This window comes from Amorphus coralli DSM 19760, from assembly GCF_000374525.1.
Lineage (GTDB): Bacteria > Pseudomonadota > Alphaproteobacteria > Rhizobiales > Amorphaceae > Amorphus > Amorphus coralli.
Genome location: NZ_KB894572.1, coordinates 454,872 through 474,814 on the forward strand (window position 1 = coordinate 454,872; position 19,943 = coordinate 474,814).

Annotated in this window: 17 protein-coding genes; 8 read left to right on the top strand and 9 right to left on the bottom strand. The window is 67.7% G+C overall.

Annotated features, from left to right (window positions below; all coding sequences use genetic code 11):
- The first annotated feature begins 6 nt into the window (after positions 1-6).
- Both C507_RS0110025 and C507_RS20975 read left to right on the top strand, forming a co-directional pair.
- Positions 7-1,227 carry an NAD(P)/FAD-dependent oxidoreductase gene (locus C507_RS0110025; RefSeq protein ID WP_018699560.1) on the top strand — a complete coding sequence of 407 codons (1,221 nt, stop codon included), beginning with the start codon at positions 7-9 and terminating at the stop codon, positions 1,225-1,227.
- A gap of 133 nt (positions 1,228-1,360) precedes the next feature.
- Entirely contained in the window at positions 1,361-2,170 is an 810-nt protein-coding gene (locus C507_RS20975; RefSeq protein WP_018699561.1) for a glutathione S-transferase family protein, read from the top strand.
- A gap of 32 nt (positions 2,171-2,202) precedes the next feature.
- Here C507_RS20975 and C507_RS0110035 read toward each other — a convergent pair whose 3' ends face one another.
- The 5 genes from C507_RS0110035 to C507_RS0110055 all read right to left on the bottom strand — a co-directional run bounded on the left by C507_RS0110035 (position 2,203) and on the right by C507_RS0110055 (position 7,803).
- A complete protein-coding gene (locus C507_RS0110035; RefSeq protein WP_018699562.1) occupies positions 2,203-2,976 on the bottom strand; it encodes a sulfite exporter TauE/SafE family protein in 774 nt (257 codons plus the stop codon).
- Positions 2,977-3,212: 236 nt separating this feature from the next.
- Positions 3,213-4,232: a Bug family tripartite tricarboxylate transporter substrate binding protein gene (locus C507_RS0110040; protein ID WP_018699563.1), complete on the bottom strand. Its 1,020-nt coding sequence runs from the start codon at positions 4,230-4,232 to the stop codon at positions 3,213-3,215.
- A gap of 100 nt (positions 4,233-4,332) precedes the next feature.
- Positions 4,333-4,914, bottom strand: coding sequence for a tripartite tricarboxylate transporter TctB family protein (locus C507_RS0110045; protein WP_018699564.1), 582 nt, complete (start codon positions 4,912-4,914; stop codon positions 4,333-4,335).
- Complete coding sequence (locus tag C507_RS0110050; protein ID WP_018699565.1) at positions 4,911-6,428, bottom strand: tripartite tricarboxylate transporter permease; 1,518 nt, start codon at positions 6,426-6,428, stop codon at positions 4,911-4,913. Before C507_RS0110050 ends, C507_RS0110045 begins: the two co-directional genes overlap by 4 nt.
- 265 nt (positions 6,429-6,693) lie before the next feature.
- On the bottom strand, positions 6,694-7,803 hold the full coding sequence (locus C507_RS0110055; protein WP_018699566.1) for a zinc ABC transporter substrate-binding protein: 1,110 nt from the start codon (positions 7,801-7,803) through the stop codon (positions 6,694-6,696).
- Between the two features lie 212 nt (positions 7,804-8,015).
- Here C507_RS0110055 and C507_RS0110060 point away from each other — a divergent pair, with 212 nt between their 5' ends.
- The 3 genes from C507_RS0110060 to C507_RS0110070 are packed head-to-tail and all read left to right on the top strand — an operon-like array spanning position 8,016 to position 10,533.
- Entirely contained in the window at positions 8,016-8,753 is a 738-nt protein-coding gene (locus C507_RS0110060; RefSeq protein WP_018699567.1) for an ATP-binding cassette domain-containing protein, read from the top strand.
- Positions 8,746-9,546, top strand: coding sequence for an iron chelate uptake ABC transporter family permease subunit (locus C507_RS0110065; protein WP_018699568.1), 801 nt, complete (start codon positions 8,746-8,748; stop codon positions 9,544-9,546). The genes C507_RS0110060 and C507_RS0110065 overlap by 8 nt, the downstream gene beginning before the upstream one ends.
- A 39-nt stretch (positions 9,547-9,585) precedes the next feature.
- Complete coding sequence (locus tag C507_RS0110070) at positions 9,586-10,533, top strand: D-2-hydroxyacid dehydrogenase family protein (RefSeq protein ID WP_018699569.1); 948 nt, start codon at positions 9,586-9,588, stop codon at positions 10,531-10,533.
- 4 nt (positions 10,534-10,537) lie between these two features.
- Here C507_RS0110070 and C507_RS0110075 read toward each other — a convergent pair whose 3' ends face one another.
- Positions 10,538-11,545 carry an LLM class flavin-dependent oxidoreductase gene (locus C507_RS0110075; RefSeq protein WP_018699570.1) on the bottom strand — a complete coding sequence of 336 codons (1,008 nt, stop codon included), beginning with the start codon at positions 11,543-11,545 and terminating at the stop codon, positions 10,538-10,540.
- Positions 11,546-11,663: 118 nt separating this feature from the next.
- Here C507_RS0110075 and C507_RS0110080 point away from each other — a divergent pair, with 118 nt between their 5' ends.
- From C507_RS0110080 to C507_RS0110090, 3 genes are all read left to right on the top strand, one after another.
- Complete coding sequence (locus C507_RS0110080) at positions 11,664-12,251, top strand: TetR/AcrR family transcriptional regulator (RefSeq protein ID WP_018699571.1); 588 nt, start codon at positions 11,664-11,666, stop codon at positions 12,249-12,251.
- 97 nt (positions 12,252-12,348) lie between these two features.
- On the top strand, positions 12,349-13,449 hold the full coding sequence (locus C507_RS0110085; protein WP_018699572.1) for an alkene reductase: 1,101 nt from the start codon (positions 12,349-12,351) through the stop codon (positions 13,447-13,449).
- Between the two features lie 321 nt (positions 13,450-13,770).
- A complete protein-coding gene (locus C507_RS0110090; protein ID WP_018699573.1) occupies positions 13,771-14,301 on the top strand; it encodes a GNAT family N-acetyltransferase in 531 nt (176 codons plus the stop codon).
- A 9-nt stretch (positions 14,302-14,310) separates the two neighbouring features.
- Here the strand turns inward: C507_RS0110090 and C507_RS0110095 are convergent, their stop codons facing one another.
- The 3 genes from C507_RS0110095 to C507_RS0110105 all read right to left on the bottom strand — a co-directional run bounded on the left by C507_RS0110095 (position 14,311) and on the right by C507_RS0110105 (position 19,896).
- On the bottom strand, positions 14,311-15,735 hold the full coding sequence (locus tag C507_RS0110095; protein ID WP_018699574.1) for a pyridoxal phosphate-dependent decarboxylase family protein: 1,425 nt from the start codon (positions 15,733-15,735) through the stop codon (positions 14,311-14,313).
- A gap of 134 nt (positions 15,736-15,869) precedes the next feature.
- Entirely contained in the window at positions 15,870-16,541 is a 672-nt protein-coding gene (locus C507_RS0110100) for a hypothetical protein (protein ID WP_018699575.1), read from the bottom strand.
- A 157-nt stretch (positions 16,542-16,698) separates the two neighbouring features.
- The gene (locus C507_RS0110105; protein WP_018699576.1) at positions 16,699-19,896 is read right to left on the bottom strand and encodes an autotransporter outer membrane beta-barrel domain-containing protein; all 3,198 of its coding nucleotides are present in this window, start codon (positions 19,894-19,896) and stop codon (positions 16,699-16,701) included.
- Positions 19,897-19,943: the final 47 nt, after the last annotated feature.

A 19,943-nucleotide genomic window follows, 5' to 3' on the forward strand; every position in this document is an offset into this window, starting at 1 on the left:
CCTGCCATGCTCAACCAAACCGTCGTCATCGTCGGGGCTGGTCATGCCGGCGCCGAACTCGCCCATGCGCTTCGCAAGGAAGGCTTCGAGGGCCGTGTCGTGCTCGCGTGCGACGAGCCGCACTTTCCCTACCAGAAGCCGCCGCTCTCCAAGGACTACCTCAAGGGCGGGGGCGGCGAGCCGCTGCTCCTGAAGGCAGAAGCGCTCTATGAGAAGATGGGCATCGAGCTGAAGCTCGGCGCCCGGGTCGCCGAGATCGATCGGGACGATCGGTCCGTCCGCTTCGAGGATGGCGAAAGCCTCGGCTACGACCACCTGGTTCTGGCCACGGGCGCGCGCAACCGGCGGCCGCCGGTGCCGGGGCTCGACGATCCAGCCGTGATGGAGCTCCGCGGCCTCGACCATTGCCGCACCATCCTGTCGCGCACGCCGGAGCTCGAGCACGTCGCCGTGGTCGGTGCCGGTTTCATCGGCCTGGAGATGGCAGCCTTCCTCAGGGAAAAGGGCAAGGTGGTCGACGTCGTGGAGATGGCGGACCGGGTCATGGCACGGGCCGTGTCGGAGACGGTCTCGGACTGGTTCCTGGCGTTGCACCTGCGGATGGGCACGAAGGTTCACCTGAACACCGGCGTCACCGGCGTGCGCCACGAGGGCGCCGGCGCCCTCGTCGATCTCTCCGACGGGGGGAGCCTGAAGGCCGGCGCGGTGCTGCTTGCCGCTGGGGTGGTTCCGAACGTGGAGATCGCCCGGCAGGCCGGGCTGGAGGTCGCCGACGGCATCGTCGTCGACGAGATGCTGCTGACTGCCGATCCGGCCATTTCCGCCATCGGCGACTGCGCCTTCTTCCCGAGCGCCTATACCGGCGGGTCGGTCCGGCTGGAGTCGGTGCAGAACGCCAACGACCAGGCCCGCGCGGTGGCCCGCCGGCTCACCGGCAATCCGGCCCCCTATACGAACCTGCCGTGGTTCTGGAGCAACCAGGGTCCGGCGCGGCTGCAGATCGCCGGGCTGTCGACGGGCTATGACGAGGCGGTGCTGCGCGGCCTTCCGGCCGACGACAAGTTCTCCGTCTTCCTGTACCGGCAGGGCCGGCTGGTTGCGGTGGAATCGGTGAACGCGCCGGGTGATCACATGGCCGCGCGCAGGATCATCGAAAGGGGCGTTCCCGTGCCGCCGGAGGCCGCCACCGACCTCTCCACCGACCTCAAGGCGCTGGCCAAGGGGTAAGGTCGCCCATCTCCGTAAGACCGTAATACGATCATCGACTCGCGTCTTCCGGCGCGCTATCCTCCCGTCCGCGAGGCAGCCGGCCCGGTCATGGGAACAAGGCGGCCCGCGGAGGACACGAGGAGGCGTTCCGATGAAGCTCGAGCTCTACAATTTCTCCCAGTCGACCTGCAGCCTGAAGGTGCGCATCACGCTGGAGGAGAAGGGGCTGGAGTGGGAGGACAAGCTCCTTGTCTCCAAGAACCACGACCATCTCTCAGACTGGTATCTCAAGCTCAATCCGAACGGTGTCGTGCCGACGCTGATGAGCGATGGACGGCCGATCATCGAGTCGTCGGTCATCATGCAGTATCTCGACCAGATCGCGCCGGAGCCGGCGCTCATGCCGGCCGATCCCTATGACCAGGCGACCTTGCGCGCCTGGCTGGTCTACGTGGATCTCGTCACCACGCCGGCCTCGCGTTTCCCCTCCTTCCAGTTTGGCGGCCTGCGCATCAAGTTCCAGGCAATGAGCCAGGAGGAGTTCGACGAGAAGACCCGGAAGCGGCCGGTGAAGTCGGGCTTCTACAAGACGATGAGCAAGGAGAACGGCTTCCCGCCCGAGGTGATGGAGGCGGCCTTCCGCGACCTTCGCTCCACCGTCGCCCGGATGGACGCGATGCTGGAGGCCAATGGCGGCCCGTGGCTGATGGGCGACCAGTACACGCTGGCCGACATCGCGGTGGCGCCGCTCATCGACCGCAACGAGGACATCGGCCTGGAATATCTCTGGGAGGAGAAGCATCCGCGCGTGGCGGAGTGGCTCGCCCGCATCCAGGCGCGTCCCGCCTACCAGCGCGCCTACTATCACGGGTGCCGGCTGTCGGAGATCTATCCGGAGCTGGGGCTCGGCCGCGGCGTCCACCGCCACGTGCTGGACCCGAACGCCAGCGTGTCGGCGTGACCGGCTGCCGGCGAAGGCGATTGCGGCCGGGATCAGTCGTTCCAGCCTGACCAGGCAAGCCACAGGAAGTTGGCGCCGCCGATGATCGCGAACAGGTCGATCAGCAGGCTGTGCGTTGCCGGTGCCATCCGCCTCAGGAAGGTGCGGCCGATCCAGTTGCCGGGGATCATGATGACGCCCACCGCCAGGCCCAGCATCACGTAGTCGCCGGTCAGGAGATCGGCGCTGCCGAAGGCGAGGATGCGGGTGATGTTCGTCGCCAGCGAGATCACCGCCATGGTCGCGACGAAGGTTTCCTTGGTCAGGCCGGCGCCCAGCATGAACGGCGACAGGAGCATGGCCGAGCCGATCGAGGCGCCGGCCAGGCTGCCGTAGGCGGCGCCGGCTCCGGCGAGGGTTCGCGTTCCCGCCTCGATCTTGCGCGCCCGGGCCCAGCGCCTGAGCGGGATCGAGCCCAGGATGATCAGGCCGAGCAGCAGGGCCACCCAGTTCACCGGCAGGATGGCGTAGATGATGCCGCCCAGGAAGATCATCGGGAAGGCCGGCAGCATGATTGCCAGGAAGACGCGCCGGTCGAAGTCGGCGACGTTCATCAGGCTGCGGGCGCCGTGGCTGATGACCAGCGCGATGCTCATGACGGGCACGACGGGCCGCACACCGATCATCAGCGACAGCGCCGCCGTCATGAGGAAGCCGCCGGCGACGCCGACCGTGCCGTGAATCGTGGAGGTGACGAGGGCGGCGACGGCGATGGCCACCAGTGTCCAGGTGCCGAATTCGCTCGTCAGCGCGGTCAGGGCATCCATCGCTCAACCCTCCCATGGGGCGCCTCCGCCCAGAAAAAGGGCCGCCTCCGGGGAGGCGGCCCAAGGCCGTCCGGTGGCCTTTGGAAGTTCTCAGAGCAAGTCCAGGAAAAGTGGTTCCCGGTTTTCCGTCCGGACTTGCGAAGTCAGTCAGCAAGTCCGGCGAACGGATGGTCGGTCTATCCGTCCGGACGGGCAGAGCCGCCCGGACGGGAAGGGGCCAGTGTCCCGGCGCCCGGTTACTGGATCTTGGTGACCGCTTCCTTGAACATCGGCGTCAGGTTCTTGCCGTTGGCAAACACCCGGTCGACATTCTCCTTCTGCGCGTCGGCGGAGTTGAAGGAGACGGGCAGGCCCTTTTCCTTCATTTCCTTGAGCACTTCCGGATCGGTCAGGGTCTTCTCGATCGCGGCGCGCAGCGCCTCGGTGGCCTCCGGGTCCATGTCCGGCGGGCCGAAGAAGCCGCGGCCGAGAACCAGGATCGAGCTGATCGCCTGCATGTTTTCCTTCTGCTTCGGATCCTCGATGATCTCCAGAGCCGTCGGCACGTCCGGGGCGCCTTCGTAGCGCTCGAACGTGGTGGCCAGAACGGCATACTTGTCGCCGGCCTCGACGGCCGGGGCCGACTGGGTCCAGGTGGTCATGTGACCGTCGGCGTCGCCGCGGATGACCGCCAGCGAGGTGTCGGCGTCACCCTCGTAGCCGGTGACGATCTTCAGGTCGTAACCGAGCGCGTCGGCCAGCACGACCATCGTGTAGAAGTCCTCGTCGGTCCCCTGCGAGGCGAACACGAACGGACGGTCGAGATTGCGCACGTCCTCGATGGTCTTCAGGCCCGACGGCTTGCCGGTGAACATCAGGCGGGGATCCGCCTGCACGCGGCCGAGATAGGTGAAGTCGGTCGCGTTGAACTGCACGCCCGGGCTTTCCGCCAGCTGGGCGACCAGCAGCGTCGGCACGTTGGTCATGGCGAAGGTCATGCCGTCCGGGTCGCTTTCCCAGAGGATGTTGGAGCCCTTGAGGCCGCCGCCGCCCTGGTGGTTGACGACGCGCACGTTGCGGGCGCCGAGATTCTCCGCGATGTGCGGCGCCAGCGTGTGGGCGTACTGCGACATCAGGCCGGCCGGCGAGTTCGGAATGATGAGCGTGACGTCCTCGCCCTCGTAGGGCGACTGGGCGAAGGCCCCGGTGACGGTGGCTCCGGCGATGACCGCCGATGCGGCGATCCCCGCAAGGACCGTTCTGGCTCGTGACTGCATAGTTCCCTCCCTTTTGGTCATGCTTCTCTCCCTTGGTTCCGCTTTGCGCGTGTTGTTGGTGGTGGTTGGAAGCGCGGTGATGTCCCGGTGTCCTCCCGCCTCACCAGAGGCCGAAACCGAGATCGAACAGGCCCTTGTCCATGTCGATGCGAAGCCAGGCATGGAAGAGCCCGTAAACGAACAGTGTGAACACTGACGAGACCAGGAAGGCGCGCATCACGCCGAAATGGCCGGACAGCGTCAGGTAGGAGAAGGTGAAGACGAACATCGTCGGGATCGGCCCGATCAGGAAGAACAGGCCGATGGCGCAGCACACCACGCCGATCGCCATCAGCTCGCGCGGCAGGCTGCCCGGGCGGAACATGCCGGTGGGCTGCTCCGCGTCGGCGCCGGCCTTCTTGGCCTTGGCCTCCTTCAGGCTCTGCTGCATGTGTTCCGGCAGCGCTTCCTCGTCGCCGGTGGCCCGGGCGGAGATCAGCTCCAGAAGGTCGACCTGCAGGGAGTCCTGCGAGCGGACGTTCTGCAGGATCAGCTGGGCGAGCATCAGCGCGGCGCCGATGCCGGCGATGATGTTGGGCACCATGCTCGCGCGCGGGCCGTAGTTCATCGTCTCCAGGAGGACGCCGACGAACAGCAGCAGGAAGCCTGCCGCGACGATGTTTTCCTGCCAGCGGCGGCTCATGACGCGCTCCCGTGCTCGGCCTGCGCGACCTTCTTCAGTTCCTTGTCGCGCTTCCAGTTCTTGTAGAAGGGCCAGGCGGTGGTGAAGATGATCAGGAACAGCATCCCCAGGGCCACCGGGCGCTGGAAGATGAACCAGTCGCCGTAGAGCGAGACGGAGATGTGCAGGTTCCGTTCGATCAGGAGCGCCAGCACCATGCCGATCACGAAGTTCGCCCGCGAGTAGCGGTACTTGTCCATGATGTAGCCGAGCACGCCGAAGACGCCGGCGACGATCACGTCGGAGACTTCCTGGCGGTCGGAGTAGGCGCCGACGACGCACACGGCCAGCACGAGCGGCACGATGACGTTCGGATTGAGCGTCGGCACCCGGGCCAGGATCGGCGTCAGCAGGATGGCGAAAATGCCGGTCACGATGCTGGCGATCGCCACCACCCAGACCAGCGTGTAGACCAGGTCGAGATTGTGGGTGAGCATCTGCGGGCCCGGCACCACGCCCAGCCCGATGAAGGCGATCAGCAGGATGGCCATGCCCTCGCCGCCGGGGATGCCGAGCGCCAGCGTCGGCAAGAGGCCGCCGCCCTCGTTGGCGCCGAGCGAGGCGTCGGGGGCGATGACGCCCTCCACGTTGCCCTTGCCGAAGGTTTCCGGATGCTTGGAGGTGCGCAGCGCCTGGGCGTAGGTGGCGATGGAGCCGACCGACTGGCCGATGCCCGGCAGGACGCCGATCCACAGGCCGAGCAGGCTGGAGCGGATGACGAGCCCCCAGTGGCTGCACGCGTCGCGCACGCCCTGCCAGACCGAGCTGTTCTCCTCCGTGACGGTGCGCTCGATCAGCGTGCCGCCCTTGATCATCAGCTTCATCATCTCCGACACGGCGAACAGGCCGATCATCGCGACGGGGAAGGAGATGCCGTCCATCAGCGTGACGCTGTCGAAGGTGAAGCGCGGCGTGGCGGTGACAACGTCCATGCCGATGAAGGCGGTGAGCACGCCCAGGCAGGCAGCGGTCATGCCCTTCAGGAGCGACCCTTCGGAGAAGGTGGCGATGATGGTCAGGCCCCAGAGCGCCAGCATCAGATATTCCGCCGGGCCGAGCGCCATCATCACCGGGCGGGTGATGGGGATGGAGATGGCCAGGAAGATGGCGCCGTAGACACCGCCCAGCACCGCCGCCATGGCGGAGGCGCCGAGGGCGCGGCTCGCCTCGCCGCGCTGGGTCATCGGGTATCCGTCGAAGATGAGCGCGACGCTCTTCGCCGCGCCGGGGACGCGGAACAGGATGCTGGTGGCCGACGAACCCCAGATGGTCGCGATGTGCGCGCCGATCAGCAGCGACATGGCCGCCGCGAAGTCCATCCCCCAGGTGAACGGCAACAACAGCGCCATGGCGACGATGCCGCCAAGGCCTGGTAGCAGTCCGATGACAATCCCGTAAACGATTCCGACGACGGTAAAAAAGATGGCCGTCGGAGTTCCGAGCGCGACTAGGCCTGCCCACGCGGCATCCAGCATTCTAGGTCCCTCCCCATCACCGGCGGCTGTGGCCTCCGGTGGAACGCTTGTCGTTTGGTTTGGCCGGTTTGCCCGGCCCGACGCCCTTTTCAGGCTGTCTTTATGCAAACGTTCGCATAACGGTATTACGGTAGTACATGCGTGTCAACGCGGTCGCGTCGAGGCAGGGGGGGATTGTGCGGCGGGGGTTGCGCGCCCTTCAATAGATAACGCCCGCAGGCGGCTGCCTGCGGGCGTTATCGAATAACAGTTTTTCGTGTTTGGCTCAGTCCAGGCAGTCGCTCAGGTTGGCGGCCAGGTCGGTGAGCAGCGCCGGGTAGAGTGCCGGGCCGGGCTCGATCTCCGTTCCGAGCGGATCGAGGGTGGCCTCGCGGGCGTCGGTCCCCTCGATCAGGGTCGTGATCAGGGCCGGCGGGAACTGCGGCTCCGCGAACACGCATGCCGCGCCGAGCGACACGATCGTGTCACGGATCTCCTTCACCCGCGCCGGTCCCGGCTTGGAGGCATCGCTCAGCGACACGGCGCCGGCGGCCTCGATGTCGAAGCGGTTCTCGAAATAGTGGTAGGCGTCGTGGAAGACGATGAACGGCTTGCCGCGCACGGGCTCCAGGGTGCCTGAGATCGTGTCGGTCAGGGCGTCGAGCTCGCCGGAAGCGTCGGCGGCATTGGCCCGGTAGGCGTCGGCGTTGTCAGGGTCGGCCTGGGCCAGGGTTTCGGCGATCGCCGTCAGCCAGACCTTTCCGTTCTCCGGGTCGAGCCAGGCGTGCGGGTCGACGCCGTGGTGGTCGTGACCGTGGGCGTCGGCGTGCTCGTCGTGGCCATGCCCCTCATGGTCATCGTGATCATGCCCCTCGTGATCGTCGTGAGCGGCGTGGTCTTCGTCCCCGTCATGATCATGCTCGGCGTGTTCGTGCGCGCCATCGCCGTGGTCGTCGTGGTCATGATCGTCGTGACCGGCCTCGTCGTGCCCGTGACCGTCATGCTCTTCGTCGCCGTGGTGGTGGGCCTCGAACGTCGCGCCTTCCCGAAACTCCAGATGCACCGTGCCCGGGGCCTCGAGAAGCTCGACAGCCTTGGCGTTGGTGCCCAGCGTCTCGATCGCACGGTCGAGCCAGGGGGTGAGCTCCGGTCCGACCCAGAAGACGACGTCGGCGTCCGACAACGCGGCGGCCTCGGAGGGGCGCATGGCGTAGCCGTGCGGCGAGGCACCCGGCGGCAGGATCAACGTCGGTTCGCCGACCCCTTGCATCACCCGCGCAACCAGCGAATGAACCGGCGGAATATCGGTCACCACGACCGGCTCGGCCAGGGCGGGTGTACCGGTCACGGTCACTGCCGCCGCCACCGCCAGGAAACGCGCCTTCGTTATCCTCATCCCCGAAACTCTCCTGTCGTAGCTGGTCGGAGGCTTGATCGCCTGCCGACGAAATGTAACATTATAACATACCCTATGGCCCCGGCCGGCCGCGCTTGTCCAGCCCCTTCTTGCCGAATCCCCGAATCGATCGCGTGGACCGCGCGACGGCGATGTGGGATCACGGGGACGCGGTGCGAACCCGGCGGGAGCCGGAATTCAGTGGAGCGGACATGGGCCTGATAGAGGCGTCGGGGGTCAGCGTGGACCTTGGCGGGCGACGGATCCTGCAGTCGGTCGACTTCTCGATCGAGCGTGGCGAGATCGTCACCGTTGTCGGGCCGAACGGCTCGGGCAAGTCCACCTTCATTCGGTCGCTGATTGGAGCGATCGGACTGTCTGCGGGCAGCGTGCGGCGTGCGCCCGGGCTTGTGGTCGGCTACGTGCCCCAGCGCCTGTCGCTGGACGCGACGATGCCCCTTACGGTCGCGCGGTTCCTCAATCTGCCAGTTCTCCGCAACGCCCGCGAGGTGAAGACGATGTTGGAGCATGTGGGGGTCGGCGGGCTCGGAGGGCGGCAGATGAGCGCGCTGTCCGGCGGCCAGTTCCAGCGGGTGCTTCTCTCGCGCGCGCTTCTGTCGAAGCCCGACATCCTCATGCTCGACGAGCCCACCCAGAGCCTCGATCAGCCCGGCACCGCCGCCTTCTACCGGCTGATCGAAACCGTGCGCCAGGAAGTCGGCTGCGCGGTCCTGATGGTCAGTCACGACCTGCACGTGGTGATGAGCGCGTCGGACCGGGTGCTGTGCATCAACGGTCATGTCTGCTGCGAGGGTACGCCGACGGTCGTCTCCGCGGCGCCGGAATATAGAGCGCTGTTCGGCAGCGGAACGCAGGGCGCCTTTGCGCTCTACCAGCACGAGCACAATCACCATCATCCCGAGAGCGAGGGCACTGCCGTCGATGCTTGACGATTTTCTCGTGCGTGCCGGCCTCGCCGGTCTCGGCCTGGCGGTTGCAGCCGGTCCGCTTGGGTGTTTCGTCGTGTGGCGCCGGATGGCCTATTTCGGCGATGCCACCGCCCACGCCGCCATCCTCGGCGTCTCGCTGTCGCTGGCCTTCTCCGTGTCGGTCTTCGCCGGCGTGCTTCTCGTGACCACTGTGATGGCGTTCACCGTGTCCGGTTTGGCGGGGCGAACCTTCCACATGGACACGCTGCTCGGCGTGGCTGCCCACGGCGCCCTGGCCATCGGCTTGGTGGCGTTTGCGCTTACCGCGCGCAACGGGCTCGATCTGGAAGGCTACCTGTTCGGCGAAATTCTCGCCGTCGGCAAGCAGGACCTGGCCGTCATCTGGGCGGGGGCGCTGGCCGTGCTTGCTCTGATCGGCTGGCGCTGGCAGGCGCTGCTCACGGCCACGCTCGACCAGGATCTGGCCTTTGCCAGCGGTCTCAGGCCAAGGCGCGAGCAGCTGGTCCTGACCGTCGCCCTGGCGCTTCTGGTCGCGGTCGCCATCAAGGTGGTTGGCGCGCTTCTCATCACGGCCATGCTCATCATCCCGGCCGCCGCGGCGCGACCCTTTTCGCGAACGCCGGAGGCGATGGCGATCATTGCCGCCTTTATCGGCGCGGCATCGGCGCTCGGGGGCCTCTATGCGTCTTTCGTCTGGGATACGCCCACCGGGCCGACTATCGTTGCCGCTGCGTTCGTGGCCTTCCTCCTGTCGGGGGTGGTCACCGTCGCCCGGGGCCGCCAGCTGACCTGACCGGCCGCCGGCCGTGCTCCAGGAAAGGCTGTCGCCCCCATGACCCGGATCGCCATCCTCGACGACTACCAGCGCGTGGCGCTGGACATGGCCGACTGGTCGGTCCTGGGGGACGCGGAGATCACGGTCTTCGACCGCCCCATCGACGACGAAGACGCGGTTGCCGAGCTGCTGGCGCCCTTCGAGATCGTTGCCATCATGCGCGAGCGCACCCCGTTCCCGCGGTCGCTCTTCGAGCGGCTGCCGACCCTCAGGCTTCTCGTCACGACGGGCATGAAGAACGCCGCCGTCGACATGCCGGCAGCCCGCGACCACGGCGTCATGGTCTGCGGCACGGTATCGCCGGGCCATGCCACGGCGGAACTTGCCTTCCTGATGGTGTTGGCGCTGGCCCGCGGCCTGCCGGGCGAGATGCGGTCGATGGCCGAAGGCGGCTGGCAGCACGGGCTGGGGCGCGATCTGCGCGGCGCCCGGCTCGGTCTTCTGGGTCTTGGCCGGCTCGGCAGCGAAATGGCCCGCTTCGGCGTCACCTTCGGCATGGAGGTGGTGGCCTGGAGCCAGAATCTCACCGACGAGGCCGCCCGCGCCGCCGGCGCCACGCGTCTGGAGAAGGCGGAGGTCTTCGAGACGTCCGACTTCGTCAGCCTTCACCTGCGACTGTCCGACCGCACCCGGCATATCGCCGGCGGCGACGAGATCGCCCGCATGAAGCCGGATGCCAGCCTGATCAACACCTCGCGGGGTCCGCTCGTCGATCAGGACGCGCTGGTCGCGGCCCTGAGGGCGGGGCGCATCGGCGGCGCCGCGCTCGATGTCTACGACCGCGAGCCGCTGCCGGCCGACGATCCGCTCCGGTTCGTGCCGCGGCTGCTGCTCACGCCCCACATCGGCTACGTGACCCGCGAGACCTATGCGGTCTTCTACGGGCAGACGGTGGAGGCCATCCGCGCCTGGCTCGACGGCGCGCCGATCCACGTCATCGGGTAGGGCGCTACTCCGCGGCGTCGGGAATCGACAGCGCGCGCATGGCCTCCGATGCGATCTCGAAGGAGCGTCGCCGCTTGGCGTGGTCGTGGATCTGCCCGGCCAGGATCACCTCGTCCGGTGCGAGGCGCCCGACGAGCGCGCCGAGCTGTGCCTCGACGCTGTCGGGCCCGCCGACAGCGGTGCAGGACAGCGCCTCGCGCACCATGCCGATAACACGCGGATCGAGATGCGCCTCGACATCCTCCACCGGGCGGGGCAGGGGACCGGGCTTGCCGGTGCGCAGGTTGGCGAATGCCTGCTGCATGGACGACATCAGGTAGCGGCCTTCCGCATCGTCCTCGCCGGCGAACACGTTGATCGCCAGCATGAAGTAGGGGCGATCGAGCTGGCGGGAGGGCCGGAAGGTGCTGCGGTAGATCTCCACCGCCTGTTCCAGCGCCGCCGGCGCGAAGTGCGAGGCGAAGGCGTAGGGCAGGCCGAGATGCGCGGCGAGCTGGGCACCGAAGGTGCTGGAGCCCAGCATCCAGAGCGGCACATGGGTTCCGACGCCGGGAATGGCGCACACCGTCATCTCAGGGCTCGGATCGTCGAAATAGGCCATCAACTCCAGCACGTCCTGGGGGAACGTGTCGCCGCCGCCGAGATTGCGGCGCAGCGCCCGGGCGGTGGCCATGTCGGTGCCGGGGGCGCGGCCGAGGCCGAGGTCGATGCGGTTTGGAAACAGGGTCGCGAGCGTGCCGAACGCCTCCGCCACCATCAGCGGCGCGTGGTTGGGAAGCATGATTCCGCCGGAGCCGACGCGGATCGTCGACGTCGCTGCGGCGACCTGGCCGATGAGCACCGCCGTCGCGGCGCTGGCGATGCCCGCCATGTTGTGGTGCTCGGCAAGCCAGTAGCGGTTGTAGCCCAGGCCCTCGGCGTGCTGCGCCAGATCGAGGCTGTTGCGCAGGGAGTCGGCCGCGCTGCCGCCTTCGGGAATGGGCGACAGGTCGAGCAGGGAATAGGGGATCATCGAAGGCCTCACGCGTTGACGCAACCGCCCCTGCATTTGGGGTCTTCCGGCCGATGCGGAACCCCTCGCAGGCCTGTGGCGATTGATTTCCGGACCGTTCGGTCCATATTGTCAACCCATGAACACCAAACCGTCCCGCCACCGCCAGGGGCCCGGCCGCCCGCGCGCCTATGACGAGGCGGCGGCGCTGGACGCGGCCCTGCAGCTTTTCTGGACCCAGGGGTTCGAGGCCACCAGCCTCGACGAGCTCACGGCCGCGATGGGGCTGAGCCGGTCGAGCTTCTATGCCGGCTTCGGCTCCAAGGAGAAGGTGCTGATTGCTGCGCTCTCCGCCTATTCCGAGCAGGCGCTGGCGGCGCTGGCAGAAATTGCGCACACCCCGGACGGCGAGCCGGTGCCGGCCATGCTCGCGGCGCTCGCCGACCCGAATGGCGGGCCGCGTGGCTGCATGCTGGTCAACTGCATCACCGAAATGGCACCCCACAACGACGAGGTGGCGGCGGTAGGCCGCCAGCACATCGAGCGCATCGAACACCTGTTCGCGGAAGCGCTTTCGCCCGCCGATCCGGATGCGGCAGCCGGTCGCGCCCGGGCACTCGCCGCCCTGGCCATCGGGACCGTGACGCTCAGGAAATCCGGGCTTTCGCCCGAGGCGATCTCCGCCGCGCTGTCGGAAGCCCAGACGCTTTTCAACGCATCCCGGTGAGATGACCCCTTCCGAAACGCACCGGCGTACCTATTTTTGGACTGAACAGTCCTGAATTGAGATTTCTCAGGACCGCCATCGATTGGAGCCTGCTCCCATGACCACCGCGAAGCTCTTTACGCCGTTGAAGGCCGGAGCCATCGACCTCAAGAACCGGATCGTGATGGCGCCGCTGACGCGCAACCGCGCCCGGGCCGAGGACGACGCGCCCTACGAGATCCACGTCGACTACTATTCCCAGCGCGCCGGTGCCGGTCTCATCGTCACCGAGGCAAGCCAGATCAGCCCCGAGGGCAAGGGCTATGCCTGGACGCCGGGCATCCACAGCGCGGCCCAGGTCGCCGGCTGGAAGGCGGTGACCGATGCCGTCCACGCCAGGGGCGGGCGCATCGTGCTGCAGCTCTGGCATGTCGGCCGGATCTCCCACACCAGCCTGCAGCCTGACGGCCAGGCGCCGGTCGCTCCCTCCGCGGTCTCGGCGGGTGCCAAGACGTTCGACGGCGAGCAGTTCGTGGAAACCTCGACGCCGCGGGCGCTCGAGCTTTCAGAGATTCCACGCGTCATTGAAGACTACCGCAAGGCAGCCCGCAACGCGCTGGAGGCCGGCTTCGACGGCGTCGAGGTCCATGCTGCCAACGGCTACCTGATCGACCAGTTCCTGCGTGACGGCGCCAACAAGCGCACGGACGAATACGGCGGTTCCGTCGAGAACCGTACGCGGCTGATGCGCGAAGTGGTCGAGGCGGTCGTCGATATCTGGGGCGCGGACCGGGTCGGCATTCGCCTCAGCCCGTTCTCCGCAGCCAACAACATCAGCGATTCCGACCCGATGCCGCTCTTCGAGCATGCCGTCGACATCCTCAACGGCTTCGGGCTGGCCTACCTGCACATGATCGAGGGTCAGACCGGTGGGCCGCGCGAGCTGGAGGAGGGCCAGTCCATCGCGGCGCTCCGGGCCCGGTTCGATGGCGTCTACATGGCCAACAACGGTTACGACCGGACCCTGGCCATCGACATGGTGGAGAGCGGCAAGGCCGATCTGGTCGCCTTCGGCCGGCCGTACATCGCCAATCCCGACCTTGCAGAGCGGCTCAAGCAGGACGCCCCGCTCAACGAGCCGGACAGCAGCACCTTCTATGGCGGCGGCCGCGAGGGCTACACCGACTATCCGTTCCTGAACGAGACCGAAGCCGCCTGATCGGGCTTGCATCGATTCGGACCCCGTTTCCCCTCCCCCGGGGTCCGTTGACCGGGGCTCTTCTCTCCATTCCGGTCCCGGTCGCACTGGGCCGGCCGCGTCCCCCCCCGCGGCCGGCCTTTTGCGTGCGCGCACTGCGTGGATCTGCGAAGAACCGCGCAACACTGCGCAAAATCGCGCAGCCGCCGCCGCGCACCCGCCGCGCAGCCGCTCCGGTTCGTTTGCCGGCGAAAAAAGTGATCGCAAAGGGGGCTTTTCAGCGAACGCGCGAGGCGCGAGGGTAGCGCGCAGGGCGCCTTGGGCGGCTGCGAGTGGAGTTCGATGATCATACGCACGGCAACGCAGGCCGATCTCGACCAGGTTCTCGACGTGGAGAGCCGGGCGTTTGGCAGCGCGGTGGAGGCCGCGCTGGTGCGCGACCTTCTGACCGATCCAAGCGCGGCCCCGACCCTGTCGCTGATCGCCCTCGACGAGGCCGAACCCATCGGCCATATCCTGTTCACCAAGGCCAGCATCGACGGGCAGGACAGGCCGGTCTCGTCGCTGCTGGCACCGCTCGCCATCGTTCCCGACCGCCAGCGCACGGGCGTCGGCCGCGCTCTCGTGGCGGAGGGGTTGGCGCGCCTTGCCACCGATGGCGTCTCGCTGGTCTTCGTGCTCGGCGATCCTGCCTATTACGGCCGCTTCGGCTTCTCGCCGGCAATCCCGGAAGGCCTCGATCCGCCGCACGAGCTTCCCGAGGCCTACAGGGACGCCTGGATGGTTCGCTCCACCTGTGAGTCCGCCCTGCGGGACGCCGCCGGCACGGTGCGCTGCGCCGACGCCATCATGCGCCCGGAATACTGGGCCTGATCCCGATCCTCATTCGGCCGCGACCCGCCCCCGCACGGCGGTGAGGGCTTCTACGAACGCGGCAGCGCTGGCGTCGATGTCGTCCGGCGTGGTCGCCCACGAGCAGACGCTGAAGCGGATCACCGCGCGCTCGCGGAACCGCGCGCCGCCGACCCAGCACACGCCGGATGCCTGGATCCGCGTCAGCACCGCTTCCGTCTCCGCGTCGTCGGCGCAGGCCACCAGAAGTTGGTTGAAGGCAACGTCGTTGAGGATCGTGAAGCCCGCGTTCGCCAGCCGGTCGCGCATCCGGCAGGTGAGGGCGTGGAAGCCGTCCACCAGCTCGCCGAGACCGGAACGACCGAGATATTTCAGCGCCGCCCAGACATCGACGGCACGGGCCCGCCGCGACATCTCTGGCGTATAGAGCATGCCGTCGCGCCGCTCGCTGTAGAGGATGTAGGAGCCCGACGCCTGCATGGCGCCGGCCAGCGCCTCTCGGTCGCGGCACAGCACGATGCCGCTCTCGTAGGGCGCGTTGAGGGTCTTGTGGGCGTCGGCCGACCAGGAGGTGGCCAGCTCGGCCCCGTCCAACAGATGGCCCAACCGGTCGGACGCCGCCACCCAGAGTCCGAAGGCGCCGTCCACGTGCACCCAGGCGCCGGCCTCGCGCGCCCTGGCGCAGAGGGTGGCGAAATCGTCGAACGAACCGGAGTTGACGTTGCCGGCCTGCAGGATGAGGAGCGTGCGTTCGTCGAGTTCCGGTACCCTGTCAGCCAGGATGCGGCCCTGGTCGTCGCAGTCCACCCATTCGATCGACCGCTTGCCGAGCCCAAGCAGGGCGAGCCCCTTCAGGATGGTGCCGTGGATCTGGCGGCTGGTGACGATCCGGATACCTGGCGAACCGGCGAGCCCGTCCTCGTTGTCGTCCCAGCCCTGACGCGCGAGCAGCCGGTGGCGGGCGGCGGCCAGCGCGCAGAAGATCGCCATGGAGCTGCCGGACACGAACCCGGCCACGGTCTCGCTGGGCAGGCGGAACAGCGCGCGCAGCCAGCCCTCTGTCACCTCCTCGAGGGCGGCGGTGACCGGTGACAGCACGTGCAAGGCCGCATTCTGGTCCCAGGCGTCGGCAAGCTGCCGCGCGGCCTGGGCGGCCGGCACGACGCCTCCGACCACGAAGCCGAAATAGCGTCCGCCGAGATGGTTGACCGCGGCCGGGCCGCCGATGCGGTCGAGCCGGTCCACGATCGCTGCGCCGTCGCCGGGCGTTTCCGGCAGAGGCTCGCGAAAGCCGGTCAGCGCGGCGATGGCATGCGGCGACGGAAAGGGCGGCTTGTCCGCGCCGGCGGCGACATGGGACCGGGCCCGCGACACGGCGAGGTCGAACAGACGCGCGTCGCCAACCTCGTCCGCCATCCGTGCCCGGATGCCGCTCACCTTGCCGTCCGCCGTCATCACCCGATCCCCTTTACGCTCGACCCGGCCCCGGACCGTCCACGATCCTGCTGGGTAGAGACGTGAAGCGGATTGTCAATCCGCGACGCCGAGTACCGATTTGCCCGACGTCGGCGGATCGGGGGGCACCGGGCCTAGCCCTCCGCTTTCACCACCGTGGGAAAAGCGAGGTTGTAGGCCGTGACCTCGACGATCTCCGCATCGAGCGGTCCCAGCCATCGATAGTCAAGCGGGTGGAAGAGCCAGAGGCTCGTGGCGGTCCGTACTGCAACCGTGCCGTCCACCTTGTCCATCTCGACGATCTCGTCGCTGGCGTCGAGCTCCGCTGCCCACACCAGGGCGAGCGGATCCCAGACCCAGACCTTCGACTTCGAGCGGGCGACAATGAAATCCCGCTCGGCGAGGCCGACCTTGTACTTGGAATCGCTCGGCGGAGTGACGATGCCGACATTGATGACGCCGGGCGTGCCCGAGCCGGGGCCGGGAAAACCGGGCGGCGGGGGCCAGGGCCACGGCCAGATCCAGGGGGGAGGGGGCGGTGGCGGATTGAAGCCGCCGGGATTCTGGGCGAGGCCCTGAAGATCCTCGAGTTCCTTCTCGAGGTCCTCGATCTTGCGCTCGGCGATCTTTTTCTTGAGTTCCTTCAGCCACGCCTTCGCTTCCTTGAAGCGGCCGTCGTAGCTTGCATCGACATCGACACCTTTCAGGATCGCCTCGATCATCGCGATCTTGCTGTCGATGTCTCCTTCCTGCCCCTGCAGTTCCTGCACGTAGGGGTGAAAGGGATCCCTTTTCTCGTCAGCCATCCAATCGACTCCTCGGATTGCGAAGTGGTCGATGGGTTTGGCGCCCCGACAAGGGCGCCCTTACGCCCCGAAACGCGCTTGGAAACGAGATCGACAATAGCAGGAAAACCGCGCTGGGCGGATCACAGTCTCTCGATGGAACGCTGAAGGCTCTCCATCAGAAGGTGAAGGAGAGCTGGCCGGAGGCCGAGTGCTCCTGGGTGCCGCTGCCGATGCGGCCATCGTAGCGGACGGACAGTTCGGCGCTGTCGAATGCAGCAAAGTCGAGCCCGATCCCATAGACAGCGGCGTCGCGGGCAATCGGCGCTCCGATCACGGTGAAGCCGGCACCGCTCTGGGCAAAGGCGAGGTCGGCTTCCGGCTCGACGTCGCCGAAGGCGTGCTGCCAGCCGAGCGTCGCGTGCGGACGCACCCAGCCACCGCCGAGCGGCAGGACCTTGGCGATGCGGACACCGAGGGTGGACAGCGTGTTGGACTGGGTGTTGCCGGAGCTCGACAGCGCGGTCAGGCCGGTGCCTTCGGTGAAGGAGCCGGTGGAGGTGGAGACGAAGGCGAGGCCGGCAAAGGCCTCCAGGTCCACGGGGGCGAAGCCGAGGTTCACCGCACCCTCGCCGAAGATCTGGCCGGTGGTGGCGGAATAGTCGGCGTCGTCCGCCTCGTAGTAGCCGGGGAAGCTGACGACACGGTTCGTCTCCACGTCATGCCAGGACCAGGTGCCGCCGAGGCTGGCTCGCACGCTGCCGATCTCGGCACCGCCATAGGCGGCGATGGTGGCCGATCCGGCGGTGCCGGATGTGGAGAGGTCCGCCGCCTTGAAGCGGCTCGATCCGTAGCCGGCGGCAAGGCCGACCCGGCCCCAGTGATGGACGGACGCGTCGAGGCCGGCGAGGGTGCCGGCGAGCGAGGTTGTGAGTTCGGCGGCGTTGAAGCTCGCCTCCGTGTCGCCCCAGCTTCCGAAACCGGAGATCCAGGCGCTGGCGGTCAGCCCAGCGAGCGGCGCGGCGGGCGCACCGTTGGCCGCGAAGGCGGACCCGTCCGCCATTTCGGCGAAGGCGGTGCCGAGGCGCGTCCGGATGGTGTCGCGGACGATTGTCGCATCGTTCTGAAGCGTCGTCAGGGCCGAGGCGTAGATCTGACCGGACAGCTGGTCCGCCGCAACGTCATACTGGGAAGCGGTCAGGTGGGTGAGCGGCAGGTCGAGGGCAGAGTCCGGCACGAACGTGTCGAGAGCCGCACCGACGGATTTCTGATTGTCGGTGATCCCGGCGCTTTCGTAGGTGACGCCGCTGCGCACAACTTCGAGCGCGGCCTCTGTTGCCGAATAGGCGAGGCCGGTCGTGAGGAACGGGTATGTTGCGTCCGGGAAGAGCCCGCCTTCGAGCGTATCGTGGGTGCCGCTGATGCCGCCGGCCGCGCGGAGGAAGGCGTAGCTCTCGCCGAGGATCGGAACGAAGGCGGGGTTCTCGACGGCATCGACCGTGCCGCCGGCAAGGGTCGCGATGCCACCGACTTCGAGGAGGTCAATCGAGCCGCCGGCTTCGATTTCGACCTCACGGGTGGCGCCGGGGCCGAACGTGTAGTTGCCGGTGACCGTCATGGTGCCGACCGAGTTGCCGGTGGCGAGGGTGCCGCCGTCGGCAATGAAAAGGGTGGCTACCGTACCGGTGCCCTGAACGCGGCCGGTGGAGGTCAACGTGCCGGAGAGCGTGCCGTTGTGGGTGAAGGTGCCGGCGTTGCTGACGTCGCCGGTCACCGAGCCGGTCAGGTCGAAGAAGCCGCCGCTATCCACCGTGACCACCGGGGCGCTCGTGCCGGAAACGGCCAGCGTTCCGGACAGATCGAATGTGGCGCCGGACTGAACCGTCACGGCGCTGGCGAGAGACCGCGTGACGGCCAGGGTGCCGCTCTGCACGATGGTGGCACCGGAATAGGAGTTCGCCCCGTTCAGCGTCACGGTGCCGGCGCCGTTGAGGGTCAGGCTTCCGGGGCCGGTAAGGGCGGCGTTGAAGGTGGCGGTGTCGGCGGCCGCGATCATCGAGGCGTTGCGCAGGAAGACCGGCATGTCCGTGGTAAACGGGTCGGCAAAGTCGATCTGGCCGGATGCGGAGATCACCGGCGTGACGACCACGTTCGTGCCGGCCTTCATCGCGTTGGCGACCCCGACATAGCCGTTGGTCGGATCAAACAGGTAGGAGAAGCCCTGGTAGAAGTAGATGCTGGTGTTGAGGAAGGAGGCATCCGCCTCGCCTCTGACATAGGAAATGCTGCTCGGTCCCTGCGGATTGCAGGGGGAGGGTGGCGAGTTCTGCGCGCACTGGGTTCCTACGGTGAAGGAATAGGACACCAGGTCGCCAGCATCGAGAACCTGGACGGTGACGACGGTATCGGCCGGCACCGCGCCGGACTGACGCGCGCCGGGCAGATGCACGAAACCGTCGGTGACGCCGGTGTCGGCCAAAAGCAGGCCCGAGGTCGGGCCCACCGTGCCGACCTGGACGGCCATGGGCGTCTGGGTCCAGTTGCCGGAGCCGTCCGCGGCCGTCGCCTGCGAGAGCTTCCCGTAGGCAAAGCCACCGGTATTGGATGCGGTCAGGCCGACCTCGATCTTGCCGTCGCGGATGATGTAGCCTTGGTTGAGGGTGGCGTCGCCGCGCGCCTCGACGTGGATCAACGGGTTGTAGGCAAGCGACGTCGTGCCGGCGTTGCGGAGGCTTCCGGCCAGTGCCGCGCGCACGGTCTTGTCGGCGGACGATGCCTGCGCATCGATGCTGCCGTCGGGATCCTCGCCGAGCGTGTTCCGGCCGAAGCCGACGCCCATCATGGTGATGGTCTGGTTCTCGTTGCAGTTGGCGGAATTGTCGCCCACTCCCAGGCAGTGCAGCCCCGTGACGGCCAGCACCGGAACGCTCGCCGTGATCGTGCCGCCATCGGTGGTGCGATAGGTGACGTCGGAGTCCACCAGGACGCCCGTCGCCAGGAGGCCCGACGAGTTGTAGTAGGCCCAGCCGGCCTCGCCCTGCAGTGCGCTGACGTCATGGGAAATGAGATGGGCGGAGACGACGATGCCGGTGGAGCCGGTGTCCATCTCAACGGTGACCGAGCGGCTGTCCCCACCGCCAGGGGCGACCGAGATATCGTACTTGAACCGGTCCTGCAGCGTGTTGACCGGATCGATGGCATAGGACACGCCGCCATTGTCGTAGAGCGACCAGGTCTGGGCGGTGGCAGGGGCAGCCACGAGGATGGGAAGCAGGAAGGCGATCGCCATGGCGCCGAAGGGCGCAGCGGCTTTCAGTTCGCGCGCCAGCGCTCCGGCGATGCCCCAGCGCCGGACGGTTTTCGCTGCAGTGTTCACGGCCCGCCCCCACCTCGTCGCGCGACTCCGCTTCGATCATTCGTCAC